Consider the following 20,216-nt stretch of genomic DNA (forward strand, 5'->3'; position numbering starts at 1 on the left):
AGCTCCTAAAATTTATGACCACATAGGCAAATCCTAGACATAGATTTTCAAGTTTGTCATGCTGAGGAACGAAACATCTGTTGTTGGTCGGGATTTTTAATCTCGACCTTAACTAATACATCAGCAACAGCTTAACTATCGTGGTGCATTTTGAGTTTATCTAGGAGCTCTGGAGAAATATTTTCGGCATAAGCGCCATAGGCATCAATCAACACTCCTTTTAAATTTCCAACCTGCGATGAAATGGCGTAGATCACCGCACTATCTCCAGGATCGGTCATTCCTTCAAAACGATAGAATTCCTCAATTTCAAACTCCTCAGGCATTAATTGAAGATCTAAAGATTTACATTCAATACAATCTTCTAACAGATTAAAATCATATTCGTAACCTCTTTGCTCTAAATCGGTTACAGCGGCGCTTAATGTATCGTAAATATGCATTCAGCAATTTACCATTTTTTTCAATAACAATTAAATATTTATTGTGTGTAAAATCAACTCTCAAAACTTTTAAACCTCAATTGTATTTCTGATATTTAACCATCATGATAGTTTCTGAGAAAACCCTTAAATGGGCGATGTGTCTTTATCCACCTTTATTATTTCAGCGCATTTGGGTTAAAAAATTCCATTCTGGCTTTTTGGGTGTAGACGTGAAGATCAGCAACAGTTTTTTAAACAGAAACTATAACGGCTCTATTTTTGGCGGAACCATTTATGCGGCAACAGACCCTTTTTATGCCATTTTGTTCGATCAATTGATGCAACGGCGTGGCTTTAAAGTAAGGGTTTGGCTAAAAAGTGCTTCCATCCAATACCTTAAACCGGGTTTAACTAGTTTATATTTCACCTTAAAAATCACCGATGAGATGATTGCAGAGGCTGAACATTCGCTAAAAGATACAGGTAAGTTTGTGAAATCATACCCAATGGAACTATTTAATAAACAAGGAGAATTGTGTGCTACCGTAATGAATGAAGTTTATTTGCGCACAAAATTTCCAGGAGAAAAACAACGCGTTGCCATTTAATGAACATGGGCTATGAATATCAAAAGATTAATACTAGAAGGCGAAAACGTAAGCTTAGATTTTAAAAAGACGATTAGCAGTAGCGAGAAAATAGCGAAAACCTTGGTGGCATTTGCTAACAACCGAGGTGGTAAACTGTTAATTGGTGTAACTGACGATGGACAGATCAAAGGCGTAAAATCTGAAGATGAAGAAAAATACATGATCACCAAAGCTGCCCACATCTATTGTAAACCTGCCATTGAACCCAAATTTGAGGAAATCTATATAGACGATAAAGTTGTTTTAATGGTCGACATTCCAAAAAGTGATACCAAACCGCACTACGCCATGGACGAGAACAAAAAATGGTGGGTCTATTTTCGGGTTAAAGACAAAAGTGTATTAGCGAGCAAGATTATAGTAGACGTGTTAAAGGAAAGCAACAATGAAAATGGCCAGCTGATCTCTTATTCCGATCAAGAGAAAAAATTGCTTACCTATTTGGCAGAACATGGTCGGATTACCTTGAAAGAATATAGTAAGTTGACCAAAAGTGCTTATAAAAAGGCACAAAAAATTATTGTTAGTTTAATTCTCACTGGCGTAATTTTACCACACATTTCTGAAAAAGAAGAATACTTTACAGCAGCAGAGGTAAAATAAATTCTTCGCAATCTTGAGCTTTGTGGTATAAATACGCGATTTTTGTTCCGCCTATGTTACTCAATTTATATACAAAATACAAACCTTACTATAGAGAAAATCTAATTCTGGCGGGTCCTATTGTGGTTTCGCAGATTGGCCACATGGCCGTACATATTGCCGATAGTATCATTGTTGGTCAGTTTGCTGGTACAGCGCAATTGGCAGCAGTTTCTTTGGTAAACAGCCTGTTTATGTTAACCTTGGTATTGGGTATGGGCATCTCTTACGGATTAACTCCATTGATAGCCCAAGAAAATGGCAGAAAAAACTATGACGAATGCGGAAAGCTACTTTCCAATAGTCTGATCATCAATATCCTTACTGGATCATTACTTTATGCGATACTTCATTTCGGAACCTTATCTATAATCGACCACTTGGGTCAATCGGCCGAGGTAGTAGCTTATGCCAAACCCTACTTGGGCCTATTGGCCTTTTCTATTGTTCCGCTAATGATTTTCCAAACTTTTAAGCAGTTTGCCGAAGGGTTGGGCTTTACCATGCAAGCCATGTTGATTTCTATTTTTGGTAATATATTGAACATTATCCTGGGTATTATTTTGGTTAAAGGCATGTTTGGCATTACCCCAATGGGCGTTAAAGGTGTTGGGATCAGCACCTTAGTAGATCGAATGTTAATGGCTTTGGTAATGTGTATTTATGTACTTCGTTCTAAAAACTTCAAAATCTATCTTCAGAAATTCAAAATCAATGCCATAGATAAAGTAAGGAGCATGCAAATTTTCAAAATTGGTGCTCCGGTGGCCATGCAATATATTTTTGAGATCAGCGCCTTTAGTGGTGCCGCCATTTTAATTGGTACCATAGGTGCAGCACCTCAGGCGGCACACCAGATTGCTATTACCTTGGCGGCCTTAACCTATATGGTAGCCAACGGTATTGCCTCATCAGCAACTATTAAAACAGGCAATTATTTAGGGCAAAGAAATTTTACAGACCTGCGTCGCTCGGCCATAGCAAGTTACCATGTGGTATTGGCCTTTATGATCTGCGCAGCACTCCTATTTGTCTTTGCCAGCTCATTGTTACCTTACATTTATACAGACGATTTAAAAGTAGTAACCATTGCAGCCCAACTTTTAATCATCGCTGGCTTTTTTCAGTTATTTGATGGTACACAGGTAGTTGGTTTGGGAGTTTTAAGAGGTATTGGCGATGTAAATATGCCCACATTTATCACTTTTCTCTCTTATTGGGTAATTGGTATCCCCTTGGGTTATTTCTTGGGAATTTACTTAGAAATGGGTGTAAAAGGCATTTGGTATGGACTAACTTTTGGGCTCTTAACGGCCTCTATCCTACTGTTTTTCAGGCTCCAACACCGAACAAGGTTGTTGGTTAGCAAACAAACAACATAAAAATTACTTAGAATTAGTCTAAATAACTTGCGTATATAGTGTATTTTTCACACCTTTGCGGCAAATTAGAATTAGTCTAAATTGAAACAGCATATATCCTTCCTTTTCGTCCTTATCATCACTACAACCACTGTATTGGCTCAAAATACAATTAGTGGGAAAGTTTTAAATGCTCAAAAAACTCCCTTAGAGGCGGTAAACATTAAGATTGTAGAAACCAATCAATTGGCTGTTAGTAACAAACTAGGTCAATTTAATTTCGAAATCAACAACAATAATGAGCTACTTACTTTAGAATTTAGTTACATCGGTTTTCAAAAATTAACCAGAATTGTAAATCTTAAAGATGCTAAAATAGATTTAGGGACAATTACCTTAAAAGAGCTCAATTTAAGTCTTGAGACTATTGAAATCAATGCCAAAAGAAACTACGAGGGTTCGTCAAATTCTTCTTTGATTATTGGTAGAGATATCATTGAACAGATTCCAGCCTTAAGTATCAACGATCTGCTCAATCAAATTCCAAATCGGAAAATCATGCCCCCCTCTCTACAGTCTGTACAAAACATTTCATTACGGGGTGCTTATAATTCAAATGTTTTTGACTTAAACAACTCATTTGGTGTAGCCATTATTATAGATGGAAACGCGATTAGTAACAACGCCAATATGCAAGGATACAACCCTGGTAATAGAGGATTTGGTTCTACAAAGGTTACTTTGGGCAGTGGCGATTATGGCTTAACCAATGCCAATAAAGTGGGTTACAATGGAGATTATACATTTGGTGGTACAGATCTGAGACAAATTCCTGCTGATAATATTGAAAGCATTGAGGTGATTGCTGGTGTACCTTCTGTAAAATATGGCGATTTAACAGATGGTGCTATTATTGTTGAGAGACAAGCGGGAAAATCTCCAGCCTATGTCAGAATGCAATTGCGTGACAATGCCACCTCATATGGCTATTCTCAAGGTTTCAGGTTAAGTCCAGAGTTGGGTAGCTTTAATGTTGGCTTAAACTATGTCAATTCTTTTGCCGATAACAGGGATAAGATGAAAGCTTATAAAAGGCTCAATCTGAATGCCATGTGGACCAATACATTTGGCAAAGAAAAACGTTTAAAAAACACGTTTAGTTTTGATTATGGAAGAAACTTAGATGGTATTAAAAAAGACCCTGATGATCCTTATGGTCGTTTTATCGATTTTACCAGCTGGAATTTAAGTTTTAGCAATAGAACAAGTTACCGTTTCAATCACCCCTTCTTTAAAAATATTAGCTTCAATGCTCGCTACAGTCAATCGCATCAAAGCACTTACACTGAGCAATATCAGAATTATGCTTATATCTTATATACCAATGCTATTACTACAGGTTTTACAGATGGTATTTATGATACTGGTATTTATACCTCAGTAAGTCATATTGATGGTAGACCAATTACTTTATCAGGGCAAGTAGAACTAAACACCTACTTTAAAACTGGAGAGATTAACCATTATCTAAATTTTGGTACAAATTACTCTTATGCAATTAACAATGGTTTAGGAAGAATAGTTGATCCAAGCAGACCAAGACCTTCTTTTAATACTACAGGTACTACGCTTAGTAGTGGTCCAACTGAGCGTTATTATGATTTTTCATTGGTCATTCCTCAAAAAGATTTTGGCGCCTATGCGGAAGATGTATTTAAGATCCGTTTGTTCGGTAAAGACCTCAATACCCGCATCGGGGTAAGATTAGATGGGCAGAACAATTATTTTAACCTATCGCCAAGAACCAATATCAATTATCAGGTTTCTAAAAACCTAAGGTTAGGTTTGGCCTATGGTTTGGCTTATAAGTCTCCGGGCTTAGCTCATTTATATCCTGGACCAGCATTTTTTGAAATCCCACTTATCAATTCGTACAATGGCAATGTTAAAGAGAGTAGAAGCATATTTTATATGTATAGATATGACCCTACGTCTAATCTAAAATCGTCGAATACACAAACCATAGAATTAACTGCTTTATATAAACTTGGGAACTATAACCTCTCGGTATCCTTATTTAACAAAGATCTTCGCAATGGTATCAATACCGTTCAAGAATATAAAGCGATTGATCTACCAGTTTATCAAGCTACTTTCAGACCCGGTCAGCAACCTTTAATTGTTGAAACAGGTACCAAAAAGAAATTGATCAATTACCATTATTTCAACAATAGTTTAAAATCTAAAAATCAAGGTATTGAATTGATTTTAAATACCCCAAAATATGAGGCCATTGCTACTTCCTTTAACCTTAGTGGCGGTATATTTAGATCGGCCTATTTTGATGCCAATAATCGAATCAGTCCACTACTTGCTTCAAATACCTTACCAGAAAGTCCATTAATTGCTTTTTACCAACACAATTCTAGAACTACCTATTTCAGTTCGGGCAGAATTTCTTCTAGCACACACATTCCAAAAATCAGTTTATTGGTTCAGTTTACTGCAGAGTTTAGTTTCATCAATAAAACCATATACGAACCAGGTAGCGGTATACCAATTGGTTATTACAATAATAATAACGATTATATCGATCTTCCTAACCCAGATCCTACCAACCCTCTTTACAAACACTTGTTTCTTTCCACAGCACAACAGAATGAAACCAACCAATTTAGGGTGTTTACCAATTACCATATGAGTGTGGCCAAAGAGATCAAAAAACGTTTCAAATTCGCATTCAACGTATATAACGTTTTCAATTACCAACCCAGATACCTTAATGTGTTAGGAACCTCTGTAATTAAACCCAACAGCAGTCCAACATTCGGAGCAGAATTATCAATTAAATTATAAATATATCAAATATGAAAAGAATAGCTTACTTATTATGTCTCGCCCTCCTATTTGGCGCCTGTAAAAAAAACAATACTCCCGAAGCTCAACCTGTAAACTTGGGTTTGAAGGTTGCTTATAGTGTTACTGATAGTAAATTACCCATAACTAGTGTAGAGCTGAGCATCAAAAACTTAACTACCGGAAATATCCAAAAAGGAAGTACCAATGCCAATGGCGAATTTACATTTGAGTCGATATCTACTGGCACTTATGACATTACTGCAAAGATTGTAATCCCAGCTACAGCATATACTGCAGCAACAGGTATTGCTACCAATACAGCAGTTACATTTAATGCTTCTATCTTAAACAAGATTATTGCGCCAAATTTTTCTGGCAACCTTAATCTAACGCTAATTACAGGTACAACTAGCGACTGGGTAATTAAACAGGTTTATTATGCGGGTTCTGACCTAGTAGAAGGTGCAATGTACAGAGACCAGTTTATAGAAATCCACAACAACTCAGATAAGACTCTATATGCCGATGGTTTATATTTTGCTGAATTAACAGGAAGACAATCACTTACAAATAGTACTTATCAAACACTTAGCGATGGCCAATTGGATTGGAGCAAATCTATTGATATGCCAATTAACATTGATGCCAATAACGACTATGTGTATACCAAAGCATTACATATGATTCCTGGATCTGGACAACAATATCCTGTTTTACCTGGTAAAAGTATCATTATAGCACAAACTGCACAAAATCATAAACAACCTTTTACAGGTGCAGATCAAACTAGTATTTCTGTACGTAACCCTGGTTTAACTGTAGACTTAAGTACTGCTCAATTTGAGGCTCACTATGCATCTTATGGTGCCAATCAATTGGATTCTGATATTGACAACCCTAACTCTGTAAACATAGAGGTTTTACAAATGGGTGGAAGAGATATGATTTTTGATACCAATGGTCGTACAGCTTACATTATTTTTAAAATTAACGATGGTCCTAGAGATCTTAAACAATATTACTATCCATTAAAAGCTGCACCTGGCACAAGCGAAAAAAAATATTACCAAATTCCAAACAAGTATATTTTAGATGCAGTAGAAACACAGCCACAAGCTGCATCGGCTAGAATTCCAAAAAAACTAAGTGCGAGCTACGATTCTGGTTTCACATTTACACCAAAAGGTATCTACTCTTCTCAATCTGTAATTAGAAAAATTGCTAGTACAATTGATGGTCGAGTGATCTTAAAAGACACCAATAATTCTTCTGATGATTTTGGTGTATTTGATATTGCTCAACCATGGGGATTTTATAAATAGGTAATTTAAAAGAAGGATTGTTTTTATGAGAAAGATAGTAGTGTTGCTTTTTGTGTTGGCTGTAACAAAACAGATCAAAGCCCAAAATATAGACAGTGTACAAAATAGCTTTAGAAATAAGCTTTATGTAGCTGATTCTATTAACAACACGCTGTATAACTTTTATAAAAACAATCCTTTTTATCAAAATCATATCCCGGTAAATTTCAACTCCATTAACGCAGGATTAAACTTTGATAAAGGTAAATTCATTACTGCGCAAGGTAGTACTAAAACACAAGACTACTTTTTCAATACAGAAGGGAAAACAAGATTAGAAAAAGTTGATTTGTACGGTTCATTTACCTTTCATAAAATTTTTGAAGACAGTACCCGTTGGGCACACCAAACCAGATTTAAACCCAATGTTCCATTATATTTTGGATCTATCAAGTATAACCATTACGAACGTTCTATATATACTTTTAAGGCAATGGCCGAAAGGAATATCTTACAAAACAACCTGCCATTAAACTTTAAAATAGATTATAGAATTGGAAATCACTTTAGCAATAATGACCCTCGGGGAGATTTGAGCGATTTTCAGCTCAATACCACTACAACACTCGCCTATCGCTTAAATAAGCAACTGAAAACAGGATTAAGCTTTATTTATGGTTATGGTAGAGAAGATATCAATATTGGTTATAAAAACAAAAATGTTAAACCTACCGAATTGTTAACTTGGAGAAATGTAGGTTATGGTACATCTGAAGAGTTCATCTCAGATCTAGATTATGTAACCTTGTTCAAAAGAAAAGGTCTGGATTTAAATTTCGATTACAAATTGACCGAACAGCAAAACTTAATGCTAAAGCTATCTTATTTAAAAGAAACTGACGATTTTGTGATTTTACCTGTTGGAGCTAACATATCTTCTTTAGATCCAAGGCGATTAATGGACTATACCAACGAAATTATAGAGGGTACATTATTTTGGAAATTCAATATTAAATCGAAACAGTTTCTGCTCAAAATAGGCTATAGAGACGAAACGGGAAAAGATTTGTATTATCCAAGAGGACATAAGGCCCAATTGAATGCAGGTGAGGTACTTTACAAATACAACAACTACTTGTATGATTTACAGGTTATTGATTTTAAATTCATTGGTACGCAAAACAACTTATTAAACCGTACCAATCTCAGTGCGTTTATAGGCAGTTCATTTAGCAAAGAAGGTAAACAAGATGGTTCTTCTGGTAATAATGTAATTTATAACCGATTAAATATTAATGGTGGCCTAAGCATTAACAAACATACCTTAACAAAAAAGACCTATGGTATTGGCTTAAATGGAATGTATAGTCTTAGTCCATCAAATACATTTATAGTACCTGCCATTAATGAGAAAATCTTCTATAAATATGTCATTTATCATGATTTTCTTTACAACACTGCAAAATATGCTGCCATAGGTTTAAATGGAGAATATTCATTTCCAGCTTATAAAGTTTTACAGGCTAGTATTAAGTTCAATCTTAACTACATCCAATGTTTGGGAGCACTAGAGCCTTTAGATAGGCAAGTATTATCTTTACCAGGAAAAGATCGTTTTTCTTCTAATATCAGCTTAAATCTGTATTTTTGACCCAATGAATAAAGTATTGCCAGGCTTAGCTATTGTTTTAGCTATTTTATTATTTCTTTCTTTTAGATCTACAGAGTTTAGAGTTGGTGATGAAGTAACTGTTGATTCACTTCGAAAAATCTATTCAAAAGCGCCAAGCCAATGGCCAAAACCGACAGTTGATTCTGGAGTTAATTATAAAGAGTTAGGTATTTTGCCTCCTTCTCCATTGGATGTAAAAAACGATTCCATCAAAAAAATCGTCAACTTAGGTAAACTCTTATTCTTCGACCCAAGGTTATCTTCATCTAATCAGATTTCTTGTTCTAGTTGCCATGTACCCGACCTTAACTGGGCCGATGGCAGAGAAGTATCCATTGGTCATGATCATGCTGTAAATACCCGTAACGCCCCTTCTTTAGAAAATGTTTGGTTTTATAAACGTTTATTTTGGGATGGAAGAGCAGAAAGCTTAGAAGATCAAGCTCATGGTCCACTTACCTCTGCAATAGAAATGCACCAAGATATGAAGGTGCTGCCTAAAAAACTAAAAAAGATCAAAGGCTATAGGGAATTGTTTAGTGCTGCATTTGGCGATGATCAAATCAATGCTGAACGCATTTTTAAAAGTTTGGCCGATTACCAACGCACTATTGTAAGCAGAAAATCAGACTTCGATCGTTTTTTAGAGGGAGATAAAAACAGCTTAACAGATCAGCAACTAGTGGGCTTACACTTGTTCAGAACCAAAGCCCGTTGTATCAATTGCCACAATGGAGCATTATTTACTGATAATGAATTCCACAATGTTGGCCTCACCTATTATGGTAGGAAATATGAAGACTTGGGTCTATACAATGTAACCAAAAAGCCTGAAGATGTGGGTAAGTTCAAAACACCAGGCTTACGTAATGTAATGCGTACTGGACCTTGGTTCCATAATGGGTTATTTGGAGATATGGATGGCATCATGAACATGTACAACGTGGGTATGCCTGTACAAAGGGTAAAACCTGAGCAAGAAAAAGATCCATTGTTGCCTAAAAACGATAAATTATTACGTGGACTGAGATTAAGCAAAAACGAAAGAGATGCTGTTATTGCCTTTTTAAATGCGATTACTACAGCACCTTGGAAAGACAGACCACCAGTTCTACCTAAATAAATCTAGAGCTTATAGCTCTATTCAATTCTTTTCCTTTAATAGAAAATGCTTTATATTTAAGTCCATGAAAAAGCGCATACTGGTTGTAGAGAACAATAAAGATATCCTTGAATTGATTGCAATGATTTTGGAGGGTGAAGGCTACGAATTGAGCTTACATACTAATGAAACTGATATTTTTGATCATATCCAAGCATTTCAACCAGATGCCATACTACTTGATATTGTTAAACCTACCCTAGAAGGAACAGAACTTTGCAGACAGCTAAAAGAGGCTGAAGGAACTAGCCATATTCCTGTAATTGTATTATCTACACATCCCCAGATCCAGAAGGTAAAAGAAATCTGCGCCGATGAAATTGTACCAAAGCCTTTTGATATTGATGGCTTATTAGAGGTATTGGAAGAACAACTGAAAAGCGTAAGTTAATTTATTCATTGTCAAACCAATAAATCGCATAGCCTACGAGAGTATGCTAAACAATTAGTAAAATATTGTTGTTTAAACATTAATAACAACAATAGCGATAATGGTTGCATTTCTACTCCCCTTTAAGCCTAAACTCAGTAAAGAAACAAGTATTAGTGAACCTACTACCGTAGAGGCCTGCTTAGTTAAAGCGTTGAAAGCAAGCAATAGCAATGCTATTGAGCAATTATATAATCAGTATGCTTCATCATTGTTGGGAATCATTACACGTATTGTTAAATCAGATGAGGTGGCAGAAGATGTATTACAGGACACTTTCATCAAAATATGGAAGTCTATTGCCCACTACGATTCGACCAAAGGCAGATTATTTACTTGGATGGCAAATTTGGCCAGAAATACCGCAATTGATGAACTAAGGAGTAAACAACATAGCCAAAGCTGTAAAACAGAAACAATTAATGAAATACCGATAAATACTATAGCCTTTCAGCACAAGTTGCAATTTAACCCAGAAGCTATTGGAATGAAACAATTGCTGACCAATCTAAAAGCAGACCAACAGCACATTTTAGAACTCATCTATTTTAAAGGGCATACCCATGTAGAAGTTGCCGAATATCTACAAATGCCTCTGGGAAGTGTGAAAACAAAGATCAGGCTATCCCTTATCACTTTAAGGCAATATTTTAACGAAACAAATACAAAAACCAGTTGCTTATTTACCTAATTAAACATGCACATCGCTGTGTTTTTTAGGCGTGGTTTCTTTTTCGTTAAGCTCTTGTTCTAAATCTTTTTGATCTTTTCTATTGCGTTTAACCACAAAATAGACAAAAGCGATAACGGCGACAATTACAATGGCTATAATTACAATATTAACCTTCATCTTTTCTTTATTTAACTGATATTATTATTCTAATAATTAAAATTAACATCCTTTTGTTTACTTTAAGTTAAATAAAGGTTATTTGTTAAAACTGGAAAACAAACATATCAGTTAAACTGAATGAGGTAAAAGCTGCTTAATGTAGTACTTCTTGTTGCACTATTCAAAAATTTAGGTTTAAGCTTGGTAATATGGAAGTCTTTAAATTCCTTTAATACTTTGATTTGATAATTTTCTTTAAGCCAACCTAATTCTGATTTTGGCACATACAAAACCATATCTTTTTTTTCTTTGTCTCGCATCAGCGATTCGCGGCTCCAATAATATTCAACTTCACCATGTGCATAAAAATCAAATGAAAAAGCATCTGGAAACAAAAACACCTTCGGCCTAACCGTTGGATAATTATCTTTTAACCAAATAGCAGCATGTACACCCGCTTGATACTGTAGAATTGAAGGATAAAAGAAAAAGTACAAAAAGATCATCAATGCAAATGAAGTGCAAACACTCCTACCCACAAGGGTCTGTAATTTGATAGGACTAAACTTGACAAATGAAAAAGTTAGCATAACAACTAAAATTCCGATCACTACATATTTGTTCTCGAAATCGAAATAGAGCGCAATACCAATCAATAATAGATTTACGACAATTAAAATAACACTTTGTATGATGGTGAAGGTTTTTATTCCTTTATCGGTTAATCTTTGTAGGTAAACTGACGTGATGATAGCCAATTGCGGAAAAATGATAATGATATAATGAGGCAATTGAAATTTTGACAAAGAAAACAGCAAAAATGTAATTGCAGCACTGGCCCAAATCACGATCATTTCTGGTGGCATTTCTTTTCTATTTTTCTTTTTAACTAAAGCTATCACGGCAGTATAGAGCAAAACAGACCAGGGCAAAAATGCCCAAAATGTAGTATGCAAAAAGAAAGTAATGTCGCCTCTACCTCTAATTGGCCCATTGTTAAAAAAGCGACCAAACTGACTATCGTAAAAGAAGAATTTTAAGCCAGAAACATGGGTTTGCCCAAATACCATCTTTTCTGGGTGCAGATCAAATTGTAAGTAAAGGGTATAGAGTTCTGGAACGATAAAAATAAAGATCAACAAAATAGCGAGCCACCATTTGGGTTTGATTAATTCTTTTATTTTATGGGTAAACAACCAATAAATAATAAAACCTGCAAAAATTGGAATCAGCACAAAAATACCTTTAACCATAATGGCCAAAGCTGCAAAAAGTGAACCTGCAATAATGTGTAATTGACGATAATGTGCTTTGTAATAATGATAAATTGCCGCAAATGTAAATGTGCTAAGGTAAACTTCGGCCCTTACATCGTAAGTTGAGATAATGAGGTGTAATGCCGTGAGCAATATGATGACACTGATCAATGCTGTTTTTTCGTCAAAGATGGCTTTTGTAAACTTAAATAAATACCATGCTCCCCACAAACCAATTAAAAAAGAAGGCAATTTATAAGCAAAACCGCTAATACCAAAAATTTTAAAGCTTGCAGCTGCCAACCAAAAAACCAAATGGGGTTTGTCTAGCCAATCGGCTCCTCTTACATATAAGTTTACCCAATCGTTTCTAAGTACAATGTTTTTAGCAATTGAGGCATACAATGCCGAATCGGGCTCCATTAAGGAACCAAATAGGCCACCAAAACTAAGGATGATGATTAAGATAATAAGAATTAAGTATAACTTTTTTTCTGATACTTTCATTAGCCTACACTAAATAGCCCCTACTCTTCATCGTGAAAAGACTAAGATTAGCTATACCTAGCTGAACCAAAAATAGTTAGCGCATATTTACAGAAGATTAAACTAATATTAATCCATTGGGAACAATGACTGTTGATAGCCATCAAATCGATCTCTTATTTTAACCTCTCCGAAATTAGAAAATCCGACACCTAAAAGCCTTATTTTCTTTCCACCCAAGTCAAGATGATGCAATAGTGCTTTTGTTTCTGTTAAAACCTGGTCAAGCTCTTTAATTGGGCTTGGAAAAGAAATACTTCTGGTTACTTGTTTAAAGTCGGCAAATTTAACTTTAAGGGTAAGGGTACGCCCGTAGATCTGGTAATGTTGTAAACGTTTAAAGGCCGATTTGGCAATCTGTTCCAACCAATCATCCAACTCCTCTCCCTTATCCAAATCGTAAGAAAAGGTATCTTCAGCACTGATCGATTTAATTTCTTGGTGAGGCTGTACCTGACGGTTATCTATCCCTCTTACAATATTGTAAAAGAACTTTCCAGTTTTACCAAACAGCTGTGTTAAGCGTTGCTCAGTTAGTTGTTTCAGATCGGCTCCTGTATGCAGTCCTTGTCGTTTCATCTTTTCGGCAGTGACCTTACCTACACCAAAAAATTTCTCAACAGGTAGTTTTTCCATGAATTTCTCCATTTTTGATGGGCCAATAAAAGTCAAACCATCTGGTTTATTCATATCTGAAGCTATTTTGGCTGCAAATTTATTGATGGAGACACCTGCAGAAGCCGTTAAGTTAAGCTCGTCTTTAATGGCTTGTTTAATCTGCTCGGCAATGGTAATTGCAGAGCCTATTCCCAATTTATCTTCACTCACATCTAAATAAGCTTCATCTAAAGAAAGAGGCTCAATCAGGTCTGTATAACGCCCAAATATTTCTCTAATTTTTCGAGATACGTCTTTATAGGCATCAAATCTCGGTCGTACAAAAATGGCATAAGGACAAAGTTGTTGTGCTTTTTTGGAGGTCATCGCAGAGCGAATACCAAATTTACGCGCTTCGTAACTTGCGGTAGCTACTACCCCTCCACGTCCTTCTGGCGAGCCTCCTACTACCAAAGGCTTACCACGGTATTCCGGAAAATCTCGTTGTTCTACAGATGCATAAAAGGCATCCATATCAATATGGATAATCTTTCTGACGATATTGCGGCTCTCATTTTCCATGCTTATTGCAGGATATATTGCTGATAAGCCCGATCTCCCCAGAATTGATATTGCTGGGTCTCAAATCTAGTACCTTTAAAAACTAGTGCTATAAATCCATTCTTCTCTACTAGAACAGTGTGGTAGATTTTGGCTTCGGGGTTTTTGATCAAACAAAATGCAATTCGTTTACGTTGGTCTTCCCAAATCAATCGATCTGTAAGCTCTTGATGGATCAGTTTAAAGTCGGTCTGTAGTTCCTTGGCCATTAACTTGCTTCTGTACCAAGTTCCGCCAGTTGGCGATACCAATGGTTTTCCATTAAAAACAACTACACTGTCATTATAGGCAATTACCTGCAAGGATGTATTTTTAAGCTTTAACCAAGTTTTAAGCTTCGCTTGATGCTTTTCACTTTCATAACCATAAGTAGCATCTAAAAAGCCAATGCAGTTAATCGCAATAGGAATCTGTTTTTGCGAATTCAGGTACCCAAAAATAAAACTGCCACCACCACTATGGCCACTGAGCATAATTTTTGGTTTGTAGTTTTTGTAATAATTGGCTAGGTATTCAACAACTTTGGCAATCCTCAAATCACTATCCTCATATTTCTTTCGCCATGCTGGCCAGCTTTTTAAATTGTTTGCGGCGTAAACAACAATATAATTTGTATGTTGATCGGTATTACGGATAAAAGCAGTTTGTGCACCAATGTGTTGAATATCAAAATGCCAATCGTCTCCATCTTTTAGTTTTTTACCAAAAGTTTGTGCCGTGGTATTGCCATTTGGCAATGCAAAAACTATCAATTGGGTAGGTTTGGCTGTATTAAACTGAGCTGGTTCGTCGATTGTTAAGGTGATGCCACTGTCAATTGCTATTGTTTTTAAAGCCTTAAAATGGGCTTCAAAGCTGTTCTGTGCCTTTAGTTGTGCATTGAGAAAGAATAGGCAAAAGATCAACAAACTGTACCTCATACCTACAAATTTACAATAATCTCTTATTGTTTTTTGGGTGCTCTTCCTAAATTTACAACAGCACCTACACTAAATACAGAATTGCCCGCATTTAAGAATTTTCGGCTTTTTAGGCCAAAATTACTACCACTGGTGTACTGTAACTGTACCTGCTCACTCAAAATCATTCTGGTAAAAAATACGGGCTCTATAAAAATATTGTCTTCATTTGCCTGTTTGATACCATTTCTGTAAAAATCATTGGTTTTTACAAAACTCATCCGTAAGGCAGTACCATAGTTTAAACCAAAATTTACCCCGAATAAACGCATGTTGTCTTTCTTTTTGGAGCTGTAATTGACTTGAATGAACTTTTTATCATATTTCGACTCTTGAAGATCCGTACTGGTTAAAATACTATTGGAGTCAAATTCCCTAAATAAACGTTTACTATTACCACTTCCAATACCTGCATAGATCTCTAAAATCCTATTGTTGTCGGGTCCGAAGGTATTAAAGTAGCCAGCACCAACCTCAACCATTTTATGTTTAATGTCTTTTTTTGTGGCTTCATTGTTCATGTAGGCCCCATTTAGCAATACTGCAAAATGGTTACTTACCGCATAGGCCGAATTGAAATTGGCGTTGCCTTTGAGCGAAATATGGGCACCTGCAGCAATTTCACCTTGTGTGGTTAACATAGGTGTATTGGGCACACTTGGCATGTAAATAGAAGAACAGCCTGTTAATACAACTAATAAAATGGGTAAAAAACGGAAATATTTAAACATAGGTAAATTGATAATAGCCTATGCCTAACAATTATGATGCTAAATATTGAAACCCATCATTTCTGCTACTCTTTTAAACTCCTCGTGTATGGTAGCGTTTAACTTTACCTGTTTACCTGTTACTGGGTGATTAAAAGTGAGTTCTGATGCATGTAACAACATGGTTGTCATTTCAAATTGTTCTTTAAAAAATTTGTTCTGCTTGTTACACCCATGCTTCCGATCGCCAATTATTGGGTAAAAAATATGTGCAAAATGTCTGCGCAATTGGTGCATGCGTCCTGTTTTTGGCGTAGCCTCTACCAGAGAATAACGTGAGGTTTCGTGTTTACCAAAGGCCACTGCAATTTCGGCTTTCTGCAAGGTTCTAAATGAAGTAAAGGCTTCTTGCATGGTACCATTTTCTTTGGCCAATGGATAATCGATATCTAGCTGGTCTGGGGCATAACCACGCAGTACTGCCAAATACTTTTTTTCTACCAAACTCTCTTGAAACTGCTTGTGCATGGCTATTTCTACTTCTTTTTCGAATGCAAAAAGCAACAAACCACTTGTTTTTCTGTCTAAACGGTGTACTGGACTTACGTGTCTGCCAACTTGGTCCCTCAGCATTTGCAAAGCAAACTCAGTAGCATCGTTGGCCATTTTAGAGCGATGTACCAATAATCCGTGGGGCTTATTGATCGCAATTAAATCTTCATCTTGGTACACTATTTCTAACATGCTGCGAAGGTAAGGAAATTATGTTTATTGAAATATGGATTATAAATCCAGACTAGCATAAATAGTTCATTGGTCATTAGTTCATTAGTACAAAGTAGTTAGTACAAAGTATAAAGATGCAATAGCCCATTGTTCATAGGTTCATTTGTGAGCACTGGAAACTGCCAACTAGAAACTGTTCATTGGTCATTGGTTCATTTGTGAATACTGGAAACTGCCAGCTGAAAACTGTTCATTCGTCATTAGTTCATTTGTGGATACTGTAAACTGAAAACTGGTTCTCAAATCTTGATACTCACTAACTAAACAAATCTATAGCCACCCTAAAAGTATTGCAATGCGCATCTACAATCGTTTTAATGTCTGCAGAATAACCTCCTCCCATACTTACCTGAACTGGCACTTGATATTTGATACAGGTTTCAAACACTAATAAATCTCGTTGTTTACAAGCATTTTTTGTTAAGGCTAACTTCCCTAATTTGTCTGTTTCCAATACGTCAACTCCAGCTAGGTAGAATACAAAATCTGGTCGTTGATTTTCAAAAAGTAAGGTGAGTGTTTCTGCCAATGTGTTTAAAAAGACCTCGTCTGTGGTACCATCTGCTAAGGGAATATCTAAATCAGATTGTTCTTTTCTGAAAGGAAAATTCTTATCGCCATGCATAGAGAATGTAAATACACGAGCTTCATTTTGAAAGATTTCTGCTGTTCCATTGCCTTGATGAACATCTAAATCAATAATTAAGATACGATTAGCTAAGTTATTACTTAATAAATAATTAGCTGCAATAGCTTGATCGTTCAACAAACAAAAACCCTCACCCCAATTGCTCCCTGCATGGTGCGTACCACCAGCTACATTAAAGGCCACGCCGTATTGCCGTGCATATAAAGCGCCATCAATCGTTCCCTGTGCAATTCTGATTTCTCGCTCTACCAATTGCGTATTTAATGGAAACCCTATTCTGCGTTGTTCCTTTACTGGCAAGGTCAATTCTTTAAGTTGTTGCCAATAGGCAAAATCATGTGTACTTAGAATATATTCTTCTGTTAATTCTTTTGGAGCAAATAGATTTTCTGGCCCAATTGTACCCTCGTGCAATAATTGTGCTGGTATCAACTCATATTTAAGCATCGGAAAACGATGTCCTTCTGGTAAAGGATGTGCGTAAATAGGATGACAGGCTATTTTTATCATTTTAAAGTCAGAAAGTCAGAAAATTTTAGCGCACTAGACAAGCATTAATCCAAAATTTGCTTTACGTGTTTTTCAATGTTGTTACAGATCTCATCAACCGGTAAATCGTTGGCATCTTCATTAAATGGATTTTCAATTTCTTCGGCTATGAGCTCCAAACTGGCCAATACATATAAAATAAAGGGTACAATCGGGATTACAAAATAGCCTAAGCTAAATACCCAACCAAATGGTAAGGTGATCACGTAGATAAAAATGAATTTCTTGATAAAAGCACTGTAAGAGTACGGAATTGGCGTATTTCTAATCCTTTCGCAACCCCCACAAATGTCTGTAAACTGGCTTACATCGGCACTTAAAATGATCAATTGCTCTTGGGTAATCTTATCTGCCTTTTGTAAGGCATAAACCCTGCTTACAATACTGGTTGCCACCTGATTTGGGATATGTTTACCCCCATCAATTTCAATCAGGAAGCTATCCTTACCAAAATATTGTTTTTCTCTCAAATGTTCTTTTAATGCAAAGCCGTATTTCGGAATGGCATATTTGAAAAATTCGATCTCCTCAGTATCTAAGTTTAAAGCCTTGATTTTAATAGCCAAGTTTCTACTTACATTGGTTAAAGCCCCCAATAGCTTTCTTCCATCCCACCATCTGTCATAAGAAGTATTCGTTCTGAAAACCAACAACATAGAGATTACAAAACCCAAGAGATTGTGCATCATCCCTACATTTTTGATGTAAGTGGTTTCTGCCAGCTTTAAATAATTGAGCTCTACATAGGCAATACCACCCGAAAAAACTGCTACACTGAGCATTAAAGGCCATAACTTGATAATGGTATCTGCTTTATGGACATGAAATATAAAGCTGACCCAATCTTTTGGATTGTAATTGATCATTTTAGGGTTTGGCTAATAGTCAACAATAATTCACCAGTTCTGTATACATCTTCAAAACTGTTGTACATCGGTACCGGACTTAAACGGATCACGTTAGGTTCACGCCAGTCGCCAAGCACATTATGGGCCACCAATTGATCAAAAACTTGTTTGCCATTGGCTTTCGCTATAATCGATATCTGTGCGCCTCTATCTGCTTCAGTTTGCGGTGTAATAATCTTGTATTGCTCTTCTCCAATTTGTTTATTTACCTCATTTATAATATAAAATAGATAAGCAGTTAAAGTTTTACTTTTAGCTCTTAATGATTCTACAAAGCCTGCCTTTTCAAATAATTGTAGGGATGCATGGTACAAAGCCATCGGCATTACCTGTGTACAACTCACTTGCCACCCATCTGCGCCAAGCTCGGGTATAAACCCTTTTTCCATCTTAAAACGTTGTTCTTCCTGGTAACCCCACCATCCCGCAAAACGATTCAATGAGGTATCGTTAAAGTGTTTTTCATGTACAAAAATTCCACTGATCCCGCCAGGACCTGCATTTTGATATTTATAAGAACACCAACAGGCAAAATCGATATCCCAATCATGTAACTGTAAGGGCACATTACCTGCAGCATGCGCTAAATCGAAGCCAACAATTGCACCTGCGTCATGACCTGCTTTGGTAATGGCAGGCATATCAAACCATTGTCCAGTAAAGTAATTGACCCCTCCAAACAGCACCAAAGCAATTTCATCGCCCTGATCTGCAATAGCCTGAACTATATCTTCGGTTCTTAAAGTATATTCGCCGGCTTTTGGGTTCACTTCAATAATGGCTTCCTTTGGATCAAAACCATGAAAACGCACTTGGCTCTCTATTGCATATTGATCTGAAGGGAAAGCACCACCTTCCATGATAATCTTGAAGCGCTTGCCTTTGGGTTGGTAAAAACTAACCATCAATAAATGAAGATTTACCGTTAAGGTATTCATTGGGCAAACCTCTGCAGGCAGTGCACCAACTAGAGGTGCCATTAGTTTTTTCAGTTCCTTATGGTAGAACATCCATGGAGAATTGCCCTCGAACCAACCCTCTACTGCAAGGTTTTGCCAATTGTTTAATTGGACTTCTAATACCTGTTTAGCTACTTTAGGTTGCAACCCTAAAGAATTACCACACAGATAGATAAATGGCCTACCATTTTGCTGTGGAAACAGGTATTCATTCCGCATTTCTCTTAAAGGATCTTGCTGATCTAATGTTTGTGCAAAGGCTAGATTATTCTCAAAATTCATGTCCCAATATTAACAAAAAAAAGCCTAACTAGGGGGTTAAGCTTGCTATTTCTTGGTAAA

At 36.3% G+C, this 20,216-nt stretch carries 19 protein-coding genes; 9 read left to right on the forward strand and 10 right to left on the reverse strand.

What is annotated here, in order from left to right:
* Positions 1-131 precede the first annotated feature (131 nt).
* Positions 132-443 carry a hypothetical protein gene (locus tag AQF98_RS09855; RefSeq protein WP_055131767.1) on the reverse strand — a complete coding sequence of 104 codons (312 nt, stop codon included), beginning with the start codon at positions 441-443 and terminating at the stop codon, positions 132-134.
* Positions 444-547: 104 nt separating this feature from the next.
* Here AQF98_RS09855 and AQF98_RS09860 point away from each other — a divergent pair, with 104 nt between their 5' ends.
* The 9 genes from AQF98_RS09860 (at position 548) to AQF98_RS09900 (ending at position 11,193) form a co-directional block, all read left to right on the forward strand.
* Positions 548-1,033: a PaaI family thioesterase gene (locus tag AQF98_RS09860; RefSeq protein ID WP_055131768.1), complete on the forward strand. Its 486-nt coding sequence runs from the start codon at positions 548-550 to the stop codon at positions 1,031-1,033.
* Positions 1,034-1,045: 12 nt separating this feature from the next.
* Entirely contained in the window at positions 1,046-1,678 is a 633-nt protein-coding gene (locus AQF98_RS09865) for a helix-turn-helix domain-containing protein (protein WP_055131769.1), read from the forward strand.
* A 53-nt stretch (positions 1,679-1,731) separates the two neighbouring features.
* Positions 1,732-3,099 (forward strand): MATE family efflux transporter, encoded by a 1,368-nt coding sequence (locus tag AQF98_RS09870; protein WP_055131770.1) that lies wholly within the window; start codon positions 1,732-1,734, stop codon positions 3,097-3,099.
* 81 nt (positions 3,100-3,180) lie between these two features.
* A complete protein-coding gene (locus AQF98_RS09875; protein ID WP_082434967.1) occupies positions 3,181-5,934 on the forward strand; it encodes a TonB-dependent receptor domain-containing protein in 2,754 nt (917 codons plus the stop codon).
* Positions 5,935-5,945: 11 nt separating this feature from the next.
* A complete protein-coding gene (locus tag AQF98_RS09880; protein WP_055131772.1) occupies positions 5,946-7,259 on the forward strand; it encodes a DUF4876 domain-containing protein in 1,314 nt (437 codons plus the stop codon).
* Positions 7,260-7,284: 25 nt separating this feature from the next.
* Positions 7,285-8,889, forward strand: a complete 1,605-nt coding sequence (locus AQF98_RS09885; RefSeq protein ID WP_055131773.1) for a DUF6850 family outer membrane beta-barrel protein — start codon at positions 7,285-7,287, stop codon at positions 8,887-8,889.
* 4 nt (positions 8,890-8,893) lie between these two features.
* A complete protein-coding gene (locus tag AQF98_RS09890) occupies positions 8,894-10,033 on the forward strand; it encodes a cytochrome-c peroxidase (RefSeq protein ID WP_055131774.1) in 1,140 nt (379 codons plus the stop codon).
* A 64-nt stretch (positions 10,034-10,097) separates the two neighbouring features.
* Positions 10,098-10,463: a response regulator gene (locus AQF98_RS09895; protein WP_055131775.1), complete on the forward strand. Its 366-nt coding sequence runs from the start codon at positions 10,098-10,100 to the stop codon at positions 10,461-10,463.
* Between the two features lie 100 nt (positions 10,464-10,563).
* Positions 10,564-11,193 (forward strand): RNA polymerase sigma factor, encoded by a 630-nt coding sequence (locus AQF98_RS09900; protein ID WP_082434971.1) that lies wholly within the window; start codon positions 10,564-10,566, stop codon positions 11,191-11,193.
* Here the strand turns inward: AQF98_RS09900 and AQF98_RS22155 are convergent, their stop codons facing one another.
* The 9 genes from AQF98_RS22155 to kynU form a co-directional block, all read right to left on the reverse strand.
* The gene (locus AQF98_RS22155; RefSeq protein ID WP_161805861.1) at positions 11,194-11,352 is read right to left on the reverse strand and encodes a hypothetical protein; all 159 of its coding nucleotides are present in this window, start codon (positions 11,350-11,352) and stop codon (positions 11,194-11,196) included. It lies immediately after the preceding gene.
* Between the two features lie 107 nt (positions 11,353-11,459).
* Positions 11,460-13,097 (reverse strand): glycosyltransferase family 39 protein, encoded by a 1,638-nt coding sequence (locus AQF98_RS09905; protein WP_055131776.1) that lies wholly within the window; start codon positions 13,095-13,097, stop codon positions 11,460-11,462.
* A gap of 108 nt (positions 13,098-13,205) precedes the next feature.
* Complete coding sequence (gene dinB, locus AQF98_RS09910) at positions 13,206-14,315, reverse strand: DNA polymerase IV (RefSeq protein WP_055131777.1); 1,110 nt, start codon at positions 14,313-14,315, stop codon at positions 13,206-13,208.
* A 2-nt stretch (positions 14,316-14,317) separates the two neighbouring features.
* Positions 14,318-15,274: a hypothetical protein gene (locus AQF98_RS09915; RefSeq protein WP_055131778.1), complete on the reverse strand. Its 957-nt coding sequence runs from the start codon at positions 15,272-15,274 to the stop codon at positions 14,318-14,320.
* 23 nt (positions 15,275-15,297) lie between these two features.
* On the reverse strand, positions 15,298-16,044 hold the full coding sequence (locus tag AQF98_RS09920; protein ID WP_055131779.1) for a hypothetical protein: 747 nt from the start codon (positions 16,042-16,044) through the stop codon (positions 15,298-15,300).
* A 39-nt stretch (positions 16,045-16,083) separates the two neighbouring features.
* On the reverse strand, positions 16,084-16,767 hold the full coding sequence (locus AQF98_RS09925) for a pseudouridine synthase (RefSeq protein ID WP_055131780.1): 684 nt from the start codon (positions 16,765-16,767) through the stop codon (positions 16,084-16,086).
* 298 nt (positions 16,768-17,065) lie between these two features.
* Positions 17,066-17,968 carry a histone deacetylase gene (locus AQF98_RS09930; protein ID WP_055131781.1) on the reverse strand — a complete coding sequence of 301 codons (903 nt, stop codon included), beginning with the start codon at positions 17,966-17,968 and terminating at the stop codon, positions 17,066-17,068.
* A gap of 44 nt (positions 17,969-18,012) precedes the next feature.
* Positions 18,013-18,873 carry a bestrophin family protein gene (locus AQF98_RS09935; protein WP_055131782.1) on the reverse strand — a complete coding sequence of 287 codons (861 nt, stop codon included), beginning with the start codon at positions 18,871-18,873 and terminating at the stop codon, positions 18,013-18,015.
* On the reverse strand, positions 18,870-20,156 hold the full coding sequence (gene kynU, locus AQF98_RS09940) for a kynureninase (protein WP_055131783.1): 1,287 nt from the start codon (positions 20,154-20,156) through the stop codon (positions 18,870-18,872). The genes AQF98_RS09935 and kynU overlap by 4 nt, the downstream gene beginning before the upstream one ends.
* Positions 20,157-20,216: the final 60 nt, after the last annotated feature.

The organism is Pedobacter sp. Hv1 (genome assembly GCF_001412215.1).
GTDB lineage: Bacteria > Bacteroidota > Bacteroidia > Sphingobacteriales > Sphingobacteriaceae > Pedobacter.

What these genes read in the sequence shown, in the direction of transcription:
- AQF98_RS09860 (WP_055131768.1), top strand. Translation starts at nt 548, where the DNA reads ATGATAGTTTCTGAGAAAACCCTTAAATGGGCGATGTGTCTTTATCCA.
- AQF98_RS09915 (WP_055131778.1), bottom strand. Translation starts at nt 15,274, where the DNA reads ATGAGGTACAGTTTGTTGATCTTTTGCCTATTCTTTCTCAATGCACAA.
- kynU (WP_055131783.1), bottom strand. Translation starts at nt 20,156, where the DNA reads ATGAATTTTGAGAATAATCTAGCCTTTGCACAAACATTAGATCAGCAA.
- AQF98_RS09905 (WP_055131776.1), bottom strand. Translation starts at nt 13,097, where the DNA reads ATGAAAGTATCAGAAAAAAAGTTATACTTAATTCTTATTATCTTAATC.
- AQF98_RS09880 (WP_055131772.1), top strand. Translation starts at nt 5,946, where the DNA reads ATGAAAAGAATAGCTTACTTATTATGTCTCGCCCTCCTATTTGGCGCC.
- AQF98_RS09890 (WP_055131774.1), top strand. Translation starts at nt 8,894, where the DNA reads ATGAATAAAGTATTGCCAGGCTTAGCTATTGTTTTAGCTATTTTATTA.
- AQF98_RS09870 (WP_055131770.1), top strand. Translation starts at nt 1,732, where the DNA reads ATGTTACTCAATTTATATACAAAATACAAACCTTACTATAGAGAAAAT.
- AQF98_RS22155 (WP_161805861.1), bottom strand. Translation starts at nt 11,352, where the DNA reads ATGAAGGTTAATATTGTAATTATAGCCATTGTAATTGTCGCCGTTATC.
- AQF98_RS09920 (WP_055131779.1), bottom strand. Translation starts at nt 16,044, where the DNA reads ATGTTTAAATATTTCCGTTTTTTACCCATTTTATTAGTTGTATTAACA.
- AQF98_RS09925 (WP_055131780.1), bottom strand. Translation starts at nt 16,767, where the DNA reads ATGTTAGAAATAGTGTACCAAGATGAAGATTTAATTGCGATCAATAAG.
- AQF98_RS09930 (WP_055131781.1), bottom strand. Translation starts at nt 17,968, where the DNA reads ATGATAAAAATAGCCTGTCATCCTATTTACGCACATCCTTTACCAGAA.
- dinB (WP_055131777.1), bottom strand. Translation starts at nt 14,315, where the DNA reads ATGGAAAATGAGAGCCGCAATATCGTCAGAAAGATTATCCATATTGAT.
- AQF98_RS09885 (WP_055131773.1), top strand. Translation starts at nt 7,285, where the DNA reads ATGAGAAAGATAGTAGTGTTGCTTTTTGTGTTGGCTGTAACAAAACAG.
- AQF98_RS09900 (WP_082434971.1), top strand. Translation starts at nt 10,564, where the DNA reads ATGGTTGCATTTCTACTCCCCTTTAAGCCTAAACTCAGTAAAGAAACA.
- AQF98_RS09865 (WP_055131769.1), top strand. Translation starts at nt 1,046, where the DNA reads ATGAATATCAAAAGATTAATACTAGAAGGCGAAAACGTAAGCTTAGAT.
- AQF98_RS09895 (WP_055131775.1), top strand. Translation starts at nt 10,098, where the DNA reads ATGAAAAAGCGCATACTGGTTGTAGAGAACAATAAAGATATCCTTGAA.
- AQF98_RS09935 (WP_055131782.1), bottom strand. Translation starts at nt 18,873, where the DNA reads ATGATCAATTACAATCCAAAAGATTGGGTCAGCTTTATATTTCATGTC.
- AQF98_RS09855 (WP_055131767.1), bottom strand. Translation starts at nt 443, where the DNA reads ATGCATATTTACGATACATTAAGCGCCGCTGTAACCGATTTAGAGCAA.